The sequence below is a fragment of the Cupriavidus sp. 01T418 genome, assembly GCF_056398885.1.
Window position 1 is genome coordinate 1 of record NZ_JBFTQG010000061.1, and the last position, 13,478, is coordinate 13,478.

Genomic DNA, 13,478 nt, shown 5'->3' on the forward strand with positions numbered 1-13,478 from the left:
CCGGCAAGGAACACTTGCGAGATGTGCGTGTCTCGATGAGGCTGACTTTGGCCACGGGATGTAGGTAGGCCGTGGGGCGCATCAACGCTTGCGTGAGTACAGCCGGTTCCATGCCGGGCTCTCCCAGGTGCCTGTCTCCCCGATCGGGCAGGTCATATGCCCATGCTATGCGCGTGGCCGAAAGTTAGATTGACGCGGATCAAGTTGACCGGCAGCCACCCACCTATATTGAAGCTTGAAGCAGAACGATGGTTCGGCGCGCGACGCCACAGGCACTTCATGCCGGCGGCCCATGCGCCGGTGACAGGGGGAGGCGATGAGGATGATAGTTTCCGAAGAAGGTCCGGGGAGCGGCTCCGCGCGTTCGCGTAGCCTCGCGGCTTGCCTTGCCGCCCTGCTTTGCGCTGGCTGCACGTCGGGACCGGATTGGTTTCGGCCGCCCAAGCCCAGGGCAGATGCCACCGTACCTGCGGGGCCCGGCGTTGCTCGTAATGCGGCTGGGGGTGACAAGATCCGGATCGCGGCATTTGACCTGGCGCAAGCCGCTTGCCCGATGTCATCGCATCATTGAAATGATCCACCTTTCCGCGCGTGGGAGTCCACGATGTCCAATTTGACTAAAGAGCAGCTCTTCAGCCTGATCACCTTGCTGGACAGCAGCGAGCAAAGGATCCGCGGCCAGATGGACGCCGCTGCCGTTTCCCGCACGGTGTCCGCCGAGCGCGAACCGAGCGACGACGCGGATCTCGCCGAGCATGGCACCGAGGAGCGCATGGACAATGCCGTGGCAGAACACTACCGCATGGAACTGGCCGACATAGCGGCGGCGCGTAAGCGAATCGTCGAGCTGCGCTACGGCGTGTGCCTGGACTGCGGGGAGCCCATTCCCTATCCGCGCCTGCAGGCGCATGCCACGGCCAAGCGCTGCACGCCATGCCAGCGGCTACACGAGCACATGCTCGGGGCGCCGAGCGGTATGCGATGAGCATAGCCGGGCATTTATGCGTTCCAGCCAAGTCGGGCCTGCCCGGGGGGACCGTGCTCGGCGTTGACGACGACCTGTGCGCTCCGATCGGCAACGAAATGGGCTCCGTCGCGGGAGAGGTGTCCCGCCTCTTCCTCTCGGAGTCTCTCGCGGCGCTTTAAGCATGTCGGGTGCGCATGATCCAGACTGAAAGAAAGTAAAAGACAGTGCGTTGGCATAGCACCCGCTCTCGCGCTTGTCTCCTGTTTGTTGCCTTGGGAACTGGCATGGATCAGACGGTAGTCGTCTTTTGCATCGCTTTGGCTATCGGCTTAGCCAGACATCGGCGCAGTCGCCCTCGATGGGATTGGCGCCCACTTCGCCTTTCGTGATCAACAAGCGGGTCATGTCGGCGCGCATGCGATAGCACTCACCGTCGCACGTCGCCTGGGTTGGGCTCCGTCAGCAGGAGTCGGAGTTCAACGCCGTCGCTTGCCGGTCGGCCAGTGCGCAGAACCCGGATACCGCCGCTTTCGGCGAGCCTGAGCATTGCCGTGTTGGTGGCCAGCGTGGTGCCGACCAGTTCCCGCGTGCCATGTGCGCGGCAGTAGGCCACCAACTTGTCCAGCAGCAGGGTGCCGATGCCCTGGTGCTTGCAGTCGGAGCGCACCGCCACGGCGAACTCGGCGCGCAGGTTGTCGGGGTCGGCCACGGCCCGGACTTCGCCCAGGATCGCCGGCGGCTCGCCGGTCGCTGGACCAATGGCGACGAATGCCATTTCGCGGGCGTAGTCGATCTGGGTCATGCGTGCGAGCTGGCTGTGCGGCGGCTGCCGGATCATGCAGAAAAAGCGCATGTGGATATCCTCCGGCGTCATGGCGGCGAAGAAGGCCTGGTAGGCGGGCTCGTCTTCGGGATGCACAGGGCGCAGTAGCAATGGTGCGCCGTGCCACGTCACCGTTTCTTCCAGTTCCCTGGGATAGGGGCGAATGGCAAGACGGGCGGCGCCAGGCTGCGTGGCCGGGGCCACGCCGATACGCGCGTCCAGCGCCAGCACGCCTGCGCTGTCGGCCAGCAGCGGATTGATATCCAGTTCGGCGATCTCCGGCTGGTCGCACAGCAGTTGCGACAGCTGCATCAGGACCCGGTACAGGGCCTCATGATGGATCGGCGGCTGGTCGCGGTAGCCGGCGAGCAGCTTTGCAATCCGCGTGCGGCCGACCAGATCCTTCGCCAGGTTGATGTTCAGCGGCGGCAGGGCGATGGCGCGGTCGGCGATGCGCTCGGCGGCAGTGCCGCCGTGGCCAAACAGCACCACCGGACCGAACACCGGATCGGTGGTGGCGCCCAGAATCAATTCAAAGGCCCCCGGCCGGCTGATCATGCGCTGTATTGTGAAGCCATCCAGGCGGGCCCCAGGCCGTTCGCCGCGGATGCGGGCTTCCATACGTGCCAGGGCCTGCCGTACCTGGCCGGCAGACTGCAGGTCCAGTGCCACGCCGCCGACATCGGACTTGTGCGTAATGTCCCGCGACAGGATCTTCACGGCAACCGGAAAGCCGATGCCCTCGGCGGCGGCGACAGCGGTATCGATATCGGTGGCGGTCCGGGTCTCCACCACGGGGATGCCATAGGCTGTCAGGACCGTGCGGGCCTCGGGCTCTGTCAGCATCGTGCGGCCGGCGGCGAGCGCTTCGTGGATGCACTGTCGCGCCCGTTCGCTGTCTGGCTCGGGACCGGCCGGAACCGATGGCGGCGTCTCCATCAGCAGTTCTTGGTTATGGCGATAGGCCACGGCCTGCAGGAAGCCGCGCACGGCCTGTTCCGGCGTGTCGTAGGTGGGAAGGCCCGCGTGCCGGCAGATCTGGCGGGCGCGGGCCACCGCGTCGCCGCCAAGCCAGCTCGTGAATACGGGGCGCGATGCCGTCAATGGCGTGACCGGCACGATGGCGCTGGTCAGGGCGAGGGCGATATCGCTGCTGGGCACGATCGCGGTGGGTGCGTGGATCATCAGGATGGCATCGCCGCCGGGGTCCGCCGCGAGTCGTTTCAAGGTGTCGACGTAACGTTCGACGGGAGCGTCCCCGACGATATCGACGGGATTCCCGTGCGACCAGGTTGGTGGCAGCACCGCGTCCAGCAGCTTCAGCGTGTCGTCTCCCAGCGTGGCCAGACGGCCGCCGCCGAGAATCAGTGCATCGGTGGCCATGACACCCGCGCCGCCGCCGTTGGTCATGATCACCAGACGATCGCCGGCAAGCGGCCGCGCCCGCGCGAGCGTTTCCACCGCGTCGAACATATCCTCGGTGGTGTCCACGCGCAGCATTCCGGCCCGGCGTATCGCCGCGTCATAGATATCGTCGGCGCCCGCCAGCGCACCGGTATGCGATGTGGCCGCCTTCGCGCCTTCGGGAACCCGGCCGGCCTTGATGATCAACACCGGCTTGTTGCGGGCAGCCGCGCGCGCGGCAGACATGAACTTGCGGCCGGACCTGACCGCTTCCACATAGAGCAGGATCGCCTGCGTGCCCGGGTCGCTGCCGAGATAGTCGAGCACGTCCGCCAGGTCGACATCGGCGCTGTCCCCCAGCGAGACGAAGTGCGAGAAGCCGATCTGGCGCGATCTCGCCCAGTCGAGCACCGCCGTGGTCAGGGCGCCGGACTGCGAGACGAAGGCCAGCTTGCCGGGCAGGGCCGGCGCATGCGCGAAGCTGGCGTTCAATCCCAGCCCCGGCACCATCAGCCCTACGCAGTTGGGGCCGAGGATGCGCAACAGATACGGCCTTGCGGCGCCGAGCATCGCATCCTGCCGCGTTTGCCCGTTGGCACCGGGCCGGCGCGCCATGCCCGCGGTCAGGACCACCGCGGCCAGGGTGCCGCATTCGCCCAGTTCGGCGATCAGGCCCGGCACCGTATCGGGCGGCGTGCAGATCACCGCCAGTTCGGGCGCATCGGGCAGGGCAGCGACGGAGCGGTAGCAGGGCCGGCCATCCAGTGCACGGTACTTTGGGTTCACTGCGTACACCGGGCCGGCAAAGCCGCCGGAACAGAGGTTGGCGAACACGGTGGCCCCTACGCTGTGTGGGCGTGCGGATGCGCCGATCACCGCGACCGAGCGCGGATGGAACAGATGTTCTAGGTTACGGATACTCATCGTGGTGTAGAGGTCGTTGGGGTGGGAGGGGTTCGTCAGCGCGTTCGCATTTAGATGCGATGCGTGCCTTGCTCTTGCCAATCGCCATCAGGCCGCCGGTGGTCGAGCCGACGCGCTTGACGAAGTAGCTCCAGATGGCAAAGAAGACCAGGCGTGGCAATACCCAGAAGAGCAGCGGGGCCCCCCATTAATTGCTCGCCAACGTAGCGGATCTTTGCCGCCTCCAAGTCATGGATCAGATCGGGATCGCTGACCCTGACCATAGCGAACGGGCGATCACTATCACCTGTGCGGCTTAGCGCCACGGCTTGCTTGGCTGGCAGCAAGGTCTCGATATCCTTGGTATTGACCATGTCCGTGATGTTCTGCTCGCCGACTTGGAGATCACGATGCTTGCCCACTTTGAGAAGATCCTTGAAATCGCTGTAAGCGAGGCTTTGCACGTTGCTCGTGCGCATGAGGATCTGCATGGCCAGGATTAGCATCAAGGCAAAAAGCAGGTATCCGAGCGAAAGTTGTTTATGTCGCATGCTCCATGCCGTCCTCGTTAAATTGCACCGGGCAGGGCTTCTCTGGGCACGCCGGGCTGACGTTAATCGGAGTATCGGCCAGCCGACGCGCCGGGGCTTGATCCAGCGCAAGCCGTTGGCCGGGAGGCGCAGTTCGCGTCGCCCGAGGCCTCGCGGTATAAGCGCTCGACGTCGGCCCGGCTGCAAAGTCCCGTGCCAGCGCTCAGCAGCGATGCTGAAGCGGCAGCCTGGCCATAGCCGCAAGCCTCCTCGATGCCGGCGCCTCGGTTCAGTGCCCAGACCAGCGCGGCGAGAAAACTATCGCCCGCGCCTATCGCGCTACAAACGTGCATCGGCAGGGCCGGAACCTGCAAAGTCTGTTCGGCACTAACCACCAGCGCACCGCGTTCGCCTAGCGTAAGCGCCACTATTCGCGCCCGTCCGTCGCGGACGATATCCTGCGCCGCGCTGTGCCATTCCGTTTCGCTGGCCAACGGCCGGCCGGTCAGTTCTCGCAACTCATTCAGGCTCGGCTTGACAAGGAAAACCCCTGTTTCTTGCAGCGCTGCTGCGAGCGCGGGGCCCGAGGTGTCCAGCACCACGCGTGTGCCGCGCGCGCTGGCTGAGCGTGCGAGCCGGGCGTACAGATCGGCAGGTGCTCCAGGTGGCAAGCTGCCGCTCATCACAAGGTATCGCGGTGGCGTTGCAAGCGAGTTCACTTGGCCGAGGCAGCGTTCCCATTCATCCCGGGTTACGGGCGGACCCGGTAGCACGAAGCGGAACTCGCGTCCCGTCGCCGTCTCGGAAACGGAAAAATTCTCGCGCGTCTCGCCAGAGATTCCGATGCACTGGCCCGCCACCTGCTCGGCATCAAGCAGTTGCGTCAGCATGCGGCCCATTGCGCCGCCGGCGAGATACAGGGCGAGACAGTCGCCACCCAGGCGCTGCACCACACGAGCCACATTGATTCCGCCGCCTCCCGGATCCCGCCGCCCGGCGCTGCATCTCAACTTGCGTGTATCGAGCACCAGCTCGACGGATGTCGCCACATCCACGGCGGGATTCAGCGTCACAGTGACGATGTCTGGCATGACCCGACGTCGCCTCTGGACATTGGCGCGCTAGACCGCGAAGCGGAAATGACCGCTGTGCAGCACAATGTTGTGGGCGGCGGTCATTTCGAACAACTGCCGGGCTACACCTTCGATATCTTTGCGGTGACCTTCGAAGGCCTGGATCAGGTCTTCAGCCCGGTGCGAGCGCGCGCCAAAGTGGTCTTCCAGTGCTTCGGCCGTGATCGCGTAGCTGGCCGGTGCGCCGTTCACGCTGACAGGGCATTCGAGAGACAGATCGGCGGGGCAATAGGAGGGGCTGGCTTTGGGAAAAATGATCTGTTTGATGGTCATGGCATCGACCCCCGGGCGAGAAAAGGCAGAGCAGGGAAAAGCACGAAAACGTCGAAGCCGCGATCGCGTTGTCGACTTTCTGCAGTCTAGGCAGTACGGTTGCAGCTGCAAGCCGAACCACACGGTTTCCTGACCAACGTCAAGCCGGCGCAAGAGATTGTGCGTTGCGTCTACCGTGCCGCCATCCCGGCTACCGCGGATACCGCTTCAGCCAGCGGCGCAATCAGTGCAATCCCGTTCGATGAATGGGAGACCGTGTCACAAGTGACGATGTCCGCGGCAATCGCGTGCAGTTCCGCATAAGCACAGCCCGCGAGTACCGCGTGCACGGCCACGCAGACCGGCGGTGGCAGGCCGGCCCCGCGCAGCAGGCGCGCCGCCGCAACCATAGTCGAGCCGGTGGCCACGATATCGTCCAGCAGGACTGGTGTGCGTTCCACCGCTGCGTTCAGGTCCGGTGCCTGGATTTCAACGCTGCGGTCCGCCTGCCGCGTCTTATGCAGCACCGTGGCTGGTGCATGGCACCGGCGTGCGACGTCGTCAACCCATTGACGACTTTCTTCGTCCGGCCCAATCAGGAACGGCCGGATCACCGTGGCCCGCAGCCATGATGCGATGGCTGGCGCGGCCTGCACGCATTGCGTCGGTATGGTGTAGATGTCGGCAAGGCTGGCAATGCGGTGCAGGTGCGGGTCCACCGTGACCAGCCAATCGAAGTGACGGGACAGGAGCGCGGCAAAATGCCGAGCGGCCACGATCTCGCCTGAATGAAAGACGGCGTCCTGCCGCATGTATGCGAGGTAGGGCGCCACCAAGCCGACACGGCTTGCACCGCCTTCGCGCGCGGCGATGGCAGCCCACAGCAGGGGAACGATTTTCGCGTCGGGACGGTCGAGGGTGCAAAAGAGAATGGCCTCCCGGCCCTGCAGCGGTGACAGCAGGCGCACGCTGGATTCGCCCATCGGCGAAATACCGTATCACGGCGCTGCCCCAGTCGGCTCCCAGTGCTGCCGCCAGTGCCCGCGCGGCACGCTCGTTGCCCGGCAAGGCGAACAAGGTTGGTTTCATCTTTGCTCCCTCATGCCGATATCGATCGCGGGATGCGTTGTCAGGAAGTCCTGGCTGTATGCCAGTTCACCCTGTGCCAGCGCGTGAATGGTAAAGAGGGGCTGGCCTGCGCGCACGGCGTCGTTGAGGCGGACGTGCATGTCAATACCCGCCTCCTTCCGATTTGGCGCGCCCGCCAGCTTTGCTGCGCGCGACAGCCGCCGGTTGTCGATGCTGGTCACGATGCCATCGGCCGGCGCCAGGATTTCGCGCTGCAGTGGGGCGCTGGCCGGCTGGTTCAAGCCGCCCTGCGCCTCACAGATTGCCTGGAACTTGGCCCAGGCGGCGCCGCTGGCGAGCAGGCGCGTTGCCAGCGCCAGGCCTTGACCGGTGAGCGCCGCGCCGCGGAATTCCATCAGTCTTGCAGATAGCAGCAGGGCGCGGCCCCGTAGGTCGGCCGGAGCCGACACGATGCCCTGCAACACGGCCAGCACATCGCGTGCTTCCAGTGCGGGACCGATTCCGCGCCCCACGGACTGGCTGCCGTCGGTATGGACCACCAGCACATGCATGCCGAATGCGTGCGCTACCTCCTCAAGCAGCAGGCGCAGGCGCGCCAGGTCGGCATCCGTCCTGACCTTGGCGGTGGGTCCGAGCGGTACATCGATCAGCACATGGGTGGAGCCTGCCGCAAGTTTCTTCGACAGCACGGATGCTACCAACTGGGCATCGCTATCGATCTCCAGGGCGCGCTCCACGTGGATCAACACATCGTCCGCCGGGCTGAGCGTCAGGGAGCCGTCCCATACCAGCGCAGCGCCGACCCGCTCGACCACGCGGCGCATCTCCGCCGCGCTCAGTGTGACCCGGGTCAGTACTTCCATGGTGTCGGCGGTGCCGGCGGGGGAGGTGATGGCGCGCGAGGAGGTCTTGGGCAGCAGCAAGCCCGCCGCCGCGCAGATTGCTACCACGATCGGGCTGGTGCGATTGCCAGGAAGCCCGCCGACACAATGCTTGTCGGCGACCACGCGGCGGTCCCAGTCGAGCCGGTCGCCGGTGTCGAGCATGGCGCAGGTCAGGTCGATGGTTTCCTGCGTCGTCATCCGGCTGCCCGCGCAGGCGCCAGCTGGCCAGGTCGGAGGGCGTCCTTGTCAGTATTGCTTCGGATGCGCACAGCCTGGCTGATATGGGCAACTTGCCACTGGGCGTAAGCCAGGCGCGGCGCGGCTGGCTGGAAGCTCGGGACGTACTCAATACCCGTTCGCTGACTGCGTTGCGGGTGCTGCTCAAGCGCACCATGTAAGAAAAGAAGGCGGTCGTGGCGAACGGGGCACGCAGGGCCCTAGATCTGGTCCAGCGCGTCAAAATCCAGCAGGGTCACGCGCTTTCCCTTCACATCGATCAGGCCGTCGCGCTGGAAGCGCGACAAGGTACGGCTGACGGTTTCGAGCTTCATGCCCAGGTAGCTACCGATCTCTTCGCGCGTCATGCGCAGCGTGAGTTCGCGCCGAGAGTAGCCGCGTGCGTGCTGGCGGGCCGAGATATTGAGCAGGAATGCCGCTACGCGCTGGTCTGCGCAAAGGCTGGCGAGCAGGAGCATGACGCCCGATTCGCGCACGATTTCACTGCTTAGCATCCTGTGCACATGCTGTTGCAGCGAGCGCATTTCCCGGCAGAGCGCTTCGAGCAGATGGAAGGGAATCACGCACACCGCGCTGTCTTCCAGGGCAATGGCGTCGCAGGCGTGCCGCTCGGTGCAGATGCCATCAAGCCCGAGGGTCTCGCCGGTGAGGAAGAAGCCGCTCACTTGCTCGCATCCGTTCTGGTGGGACACCACCGTCTTGAACGATCCGGAACGCAGCGCATAGATGCTCTGGAACGCGTCGCCGGCGCGGTAAAGCGCTTCGCCGCGCCGGACCATCCGCCAGCTATGGATCACGGTATCCAGCCTGGTGCGATCCGCATCGTTCAGGTTGCCACCCATGCAGATGGCGCGCATTGCGCAGCTTGAGCAGTTTGCCTTGTGCGTCACGCTGGCAGGCGGCGCGGTGTCCCTGTACATGAACAGGGGCTCAAGGACTTCGGCACCGAGGGGGCCGACAGGCATTGCCGCCGGTGTTTCCCGCTGCAGATACTCTGACATGGTTGCTTCCCTTGTCTCCTGGGCCCACCCGGTTCGGCTGGCCGCTGTTGTGAATCGCTCTCGCCGCCGGCACCTAGCGCGGCACTAAACCCCGCGCTCGCTACGCTGTGGTGATCTCCTTCACCGTACCCGTCGCCGCGCTCTTGTCTACTGCGAGGCGGAGCAGGGCGTCGCGCAGCGCATCGAACTCCGTGGTCTTGTCGAAAAAGAGCGAAGCACCAGCCTGCAGGTAAGCGCAGCGCATCGGTGGCACCGAGCAGTTGCTCAGCACGATCACCGTTGCGTGGCGACGCATCCGCTTCAGGTCCCGCAGCACCTGCAGCCAGGATTTTTCGTGCAGGTTCAGGCTGAGAATGATGACATCGGGCAGGAGGATCTGTGCTGCCAACAGTGCTGCACGCGGATCCCGGGCCAAGGCGAGCAATTCCAGCTCTTTGATCGATCTCAGCATCCTGGTCTGCCGCACGCCGATCAGGGTAGAGTCCTCGAGCAGCAGTACGGTCAGGGCTTGGTGGCGGGCCGGGTGGTTCATGCTTCCAAGTATGGTGAATGGCCGTGCAGCGCGAAAGAAGGGGAGGCTGAGAGTGTCGTCCGGAAAGAGAACGCCCTTGTCAGGAAAGCCTGACAAGGGCCATCGCCTGTGCGGCTGATGGCGCTAGCCGCGCCTGCCCTGCTAAATTACGGGCACATCACAACTAGCGTGTGCAATTTGCGCAAATCGGCTACCTTTACGGGGGAGCCTCCGGTGGCCCTCGCAGGATTTTTGGATATTCGGACGCACTTCTTGACCAGCCATGGCGACCAAAGAACCTCCTTCACCGAATTTGCCTTCTGCGCCAAAAACATCGCTTCATGCCACGCTTGGCGAACTGGCGGCGGGCGGGGCTGTGCTGTTGCTGCTCATGCTGCTGGCACTGTGGTTCATCACTGCAATCGCCCCACGGCCGGGCGGCCTGGCCGCGCCGATGCTCGGCGCCTGGGGCCTGGCGGTGGCCGTGATGCTGTCCCTGCTGCTGGTGCGCTTGCGGCGATTGCGGCGCGCCGCAGACGACAACCTGGCGCGTACCCAGGGCAGCGAAGTCCGGCTGGCAGGAATCATCCGCTCGTCGATGGAAGCCATCATCACGGTGGACGAAGAGCAGCGCATTGTGTTGTTCAACCCCACGGCGGAACGTCTATTTGGCTATGCCGCCGCGGATGTGATCGGCCGCCCCTTGGCGGGTCTCATTCCGGCGCGTTTTCGTGTGGCCCATGAGGCCCACGTGCGCCGGTTCGGCGTGACGGGGGTCACGGAGCGGCAGATGGGCCAGCAGCGGGTACTGCATGCGCTGCGCCAGGACGGCACGGAGTTCCCCATCGAGGCCTCCATCTCCCAGACGCAGGACAGCGCCGGCAAGCTGTTTACCGTCATCCTGCGCGACACGACGGAGCGGGTGAGGGCGGAGGCGGCCTTGCGGCAGTCGAGGGAAGAGCTTCAGCAACTGTCCGATCGGGTCCAGGCTTCGCGGGAGGAGGAACGTCGCCGCATCGCCCGCGAATTGCACGACGACCTGGGCCAGCGCCTGAGCGCGTTGAAAATGGACCTGGCTATCCTCGCCAGCGACCTCAAGGACGCTGGAACGGCGCCTGGCTTGCTGGACCAGGCTGCCGCCATGCACCTGGTCATCGATGAAACCGTGGCTTCGGTGCGGCGCATCGCCGCCGACCTGCGCCCGGCATTGCTGGATGAGCTTGGCTTGATTCCGGCGATCGAATGGCTGGCAAAGGAGTTCTCCGTCCGCTACGGCATCAATGTCATCACCCATGCCGCCGAAGAGGAAGACGTCGGCGAGCACGCGGCCACCGCGGTGTTCCGTATCGTGCAGGAGGCGCTCAGCAATGTCGTTCAGCATGCCCAGGCCGACCGTGTCGATATCGAGCTGGTTCGCCAGGACGACCATTACGAGCTGACCGTGCGGGACAACGGCCGCGGCGATGCCGCCGCGCAACCTGCCGGTGGCGAGCGGGTATCGCTGGGGCTGGTCGGGATCCGGGAGCGCGCACGGTTGCTGCGCGGCACTGTGGCGACCAGGCAAGCGCCTGGCGAAGGCTTCTGCCTGACCGTGTGTTTCCCACCGGCCACGACTGCGACTGCGGAGGCAAGTCCATGATTCCCGTGATGATTGCCGACGATCACGCCGTGGTGCGCGACGGACTGCGCCACATTCTGAGCCGCGCCGGCGGCTTCGAGGTGGTGGGCGAGGCGGTGGACGGCTCCGCCGTGCTCCAGATGGCGCGCGAGTGCAAGCCCCGCGTGATCCTGCTTGACCTCTCCATGCCCGGTCGAAGCGGGCTGGAGCTGATCAAGCAGTTGCGCGTGGAGCAGCCCGCGCTGCGTATCCTGGTACTGACCATGCATGCCGAGGAGCAGTACGTGGTGCGTGCGTTCCGGGCCGGGGCGGCAGGCTACCTGACCAAGGAAAGCGCGGCCACGGAACTGGTCAGCGCTATCGGCAAGGTGGCGGCGGGCGGCACCTACGTGAGCCCGGCGATGGCCGAGAAGCTGGCCAACAGCCTGCAGGACGAGCACCTCGAGGATCCCCATCTGCGCCTCTCGGACCGCGAGATGGAAGTCTACCGCCGCCTGGTGCTGGGCGAGCCGCTGACCGAGATCGCCTCTGGCTTGTGCGTGAGCGCCAAGACTGTGAGCACCTACAAGATGCGGCTGATGGAAAAGCTGCAGGTGCCCAGCGAGGCGGCGCTGGTGCGCTATGCGATCCGCCATCGCCTGTTCGACGAAGGCGATATCTAGGCCAGCCCTGGCTCCGTCGCTCTCTCGTTGCCGGAAGACGCCGTGCTTGATCTGGGACAAGGTGCTAGAAGGGCGCTGTGCCACCATGAAGTGGAGGTCCGCTCCCCATGCGGGCCCTTCACCGCAAGGAGGCGACAATGAGCAATCTCAGGGTTCACGACCCGTTGTCTATCGAACCTGTCAGCGACGTGCTGCAAGGCATGTTGCGTGCTTTTCGTGGCAACTATGAAGGAGGATTTGCATTCAAGGTCGATGTGATCGAGTCTGAAAAGGCTTATAACCTGGTCGCGGAGATTCCCGGCGCCAGGAAGGAAGACATCGAAGTGTCCGTCGATCGCGGCACGGTGATGATCTCAGCCAAGGTGGAAAGGTCTTCCGAGCAGAAGGAAGGCGAGCGCGTGATCCGACGCGAACGCTACAGCGGCTCGATGCAGCGCGCCTTCACGCTTGACAGCGCCGTGGACGAAAGCAAGGTGGACGCCAGCTACGAGAACGGGGTCCTGCGGGTGGTACTGCCCAAGAAGGAAGCCTCGCCACAGCAGCGCGTGACGATCCGCTGACACGGCGTTTTCCGGGTCCGCCCGCGGGCGCGCTTGCCAATACAGCCAATACACGAAGCACATCATGGACTACCGAACCGTGCTGGTTGCGCTCGGAGCGGATCCCGCCTGCGCATCGCGCGTCAGGATGGCCGCCGACTTGGCGGCCTCTTTTGGCGCGCATGTCACCGGCGTCAGCGCCACCGGCCTGCGCTTGGACCCGATCCGGGGTGCCGGCGATGACGCTGCGCGGCATATGGCGGCGTCCCGCCGCAGGCTGCTGTCGCAGACGGCACTGCAGGGCGAAATACTGAGCGAAGTCATGGCGGCGCATGCGCCGGGCGTACCGTTCTCGCACTGCGTGGTGGAAGAGGAGATCGGCTGGGTGCTGGCGCAGGAAGCCCATGTGGCCGACCTAATAGTGATGGCGCGGCCAGCGGCAACGCAGGAAGTGGCATCCCTGGGCGCAGGGGAAGCCGAGTACGTGCTGCTCAACGCCGGGCGCCCCGTGTTGCTGGTGCCGCCGGAGTATCGGCGGCTGCATGGGGGGCACGTGGCGGTCGCATGGGACGGGCAGCGCGAAGCGGCGCGGGCGGTGGCCGATGCCATGCCCCTGCTGCTGCGCGCCAGCCACGTCACCATCGTGGGCGTGTGGGACGATCGCGGCGAACCCCGGGCAGACTCGGAGCCGGTGGCTGGCTTGCGGCATTACCTGCAGCGCCACGGCATCGTGGCCGGCGTGCGCAATGTGCAGAAGGCAGGGCCGGTCGGCGCCAACCTCCTCGACGCGGTGAGCGCGCTGGGCGCCGACATGGTGGTGGCGGGCGGCTACGGGCACTCGCGCGTGCGCGAGCTAGTCATGGGCGGGACCACGCGCACGCTGATGCATCAAGCGCCAGTGCCACTGCTGTTGTCGCATTGACGG

The 13,478-nt window shown here is 65.3% G+C and carries 11 protein-coding genes and 3 pseudogenes; 6 read left to right on the forward strand and 8 right to left on the reverse strand.

Features of this window, described 5'->3' with window-relative positions; translation table 11 throughout:
- Positions 1-604: 604 nt before the first annotated feature.
- The gene (locus AC1DQ3_RS33010; protein WP_477124317.1) at positions 605-985 is read left to right on the forward strand and encodes a TraR/DksA family transcriptional regulator; all 381 of its coding nucleotides are present in this window, start codon (positions 605-607) and stop codon (positions 983-985) included.
- 409 nt (positions 986-1,394) lie between these two features.
- Here the strand turns inward: AC1DQ3_RS33010 and AC1DQ3_RS33015 are convergent, their stop codons facing one another.
- From AC1DQ3_RS33015 to AC1DQ3_RS33040, 6 genes and pseudogenes are all read right to left on the reverse strand, one after another.
- Positions 1,395-4,118, reverse strand: coding sequence for a bifunctional acetate--CoA ligase family protein/GNAT family N-acetyltransferase (locus AC1DQ3_RS33015; protein ID WP_477124318.1), 2,724 nt, complete (start codon positions 4,116-4,118; stop codon positions 1,395-1,397).
- Positions 4,119-4,168: 50 nt separating this feature from the next.
- Entirely contained in the window at positions 4,169-4,648 is a 480-nt protein-coding gene (locus AC1DQ3_RS33020) for an ATP-dependent metallopeptidase FtsH/Yme1/Tma family protein (RefSeq protein ID WP_477124319.1), read from the reverse strand.
- A gap of 62 nt (positions 4,649-4,710) precedes the next feature.
- Positions 4,711-5,718, reverse strand: a complete 1,008-nt coding sequence (locus AC1DQ3_RS33025; RefSeq protein WP_477124320.1) for a 1-phosphofructokinase family hexose kinase — start codon at positions 5,716-5,718, stop codon at positions 4,711-4,713.
- 30 nt (positions 5,719-5,748) lie between these two features.
- Entirely contained in the window at positions 5,749-6,033 is a 285-nt protein-coding gene (locus AC1DQ3_RS33030) for a DUF1488 family protein (protein ID WP_477124321.1), read from the reverse strand.
- Between the two features lie 170 nt (positions 6,034-6,203).
- Positions 6,204-7,101 (reverse strand): annotated as a pseudogene (locus AC1DQ3_RS33035) (ribose-phosphate pyrophosphokinase).
- A pseudogene (locus tag AC1DQ3_RS33040) lies at positions 7,098-8,201 on the reverse strand (thymidine phosphorylase); the annotation flags it as partial. The pseudogenes AC1DQ3_RS33040 and AC1DQ3_RS33035, both read right to left, overlap by 4 nt.
- Positions 8,202-8,209: 8 nt before the next feature.
- Between AC1DQ3_RS33040 and AC1DQ3_RS33045 the strand changes: the two are divergent.
- Positions 8,210-8,383: pseudogene (locus tag AC1DQ3_RS33045) on the forward strand (DNA polymerase III); the annotation flags it as partial.
- 39 nt (positions 8,384-8,422) lie between these two features.
- On the opposite strand, the gene AC1DQ3_RS33050 reads toward AC1DQ3_RS33045, so the two are convergent.
- Positions 8,423-9,142, reverse strand: a complete 720-nt coding sequence (locus tag AC1DQ3_RS33050) for a helix-turn-helix domain-containing protein (RefSeq protein ID WP_477124344.1) — start codon at positions 9,140-9,142, stop codon at positions 8,423-8,425.
- Between the two features lie 181 nt (positions 9,143-9,323).
- Complete coding sequence (locus AC1DQ3_RS33055; RefSeq protein WP_477124322.1) at positions 9,324-9,851, reverse strand: response regulator; 528 nt, start codon at positions 9,849-9,851, stop codon at positions 9,324-9,326.
- 166 nt (positions 9,852-10,017) lie between these two features.
- Here AC1DQ3_RS33055 and AC1DQ3_RS33060 point away from each other — a divergent pair, with 166 nt between their 5' ends.
- The 4 genes from AC1DQ3_RS33060 to AC1DQ3_RS33075 all read left to right on the forward strand — a co-directional run bounded on the left by AC1DQ3_RS33060 (position 10,018) and on the right by AC1DQ3_RS33075 (position 13,475).
- A complete protein-coding gene (locus tag AC1DQ3_RS33060; protein ID WP_477124323.1) occupies positions 10,018-11,373 on the forward strand; it encodes a PAS domain-containing sensor histidine kinase in 1,356 nt (451 codons plus the stop codon).
- The gene (locus tag AC1DQ3_RS33065) at positions 11,370-12,014 is read left to right on the forward strand and encodes a response regulator (protein WP_477124324.1); all 645 of its coding nucleotides are present in this window, start codon (positions 11,370-11,372) and stop codon (positions 12,012-12,014) included. Before AC1DQ3_RS33060 ends, AC1DQ3_RS33065 begins: the two co-directional genes overlap by 4 nt.
- A 137-nt stretch (positions 12,015-12,151) precedes the next feature.
- On the forward strand, positions 12,152-12,574 hold the full coding sequence (locus tag AC1DQ3_RS33070; protein WP_477124325.1) for an Hsp20/alpha crystallin family protein: 423 nt from the start codon (positions 12,152-12,154) through the stop codon (positions 12,572-12,574).
- Positions 12,575-12,638: 64 nt separating this feature from the next.
- The gene (locus tag AC1DQ3_RS33075; RefSeq protein WP_477124326.1) at positions 12,639-13,475 is read left to right on the forward strand and encodes a universal stress protein; all 837 of its coding nucleotides are present in this window, start codon (positions 12,639-12,641) and stop codon (positions 13,473-13,475) included.
- The last annotated feature ends 3 nt before the right edge of the window (positions 13,476-13,478 follow it).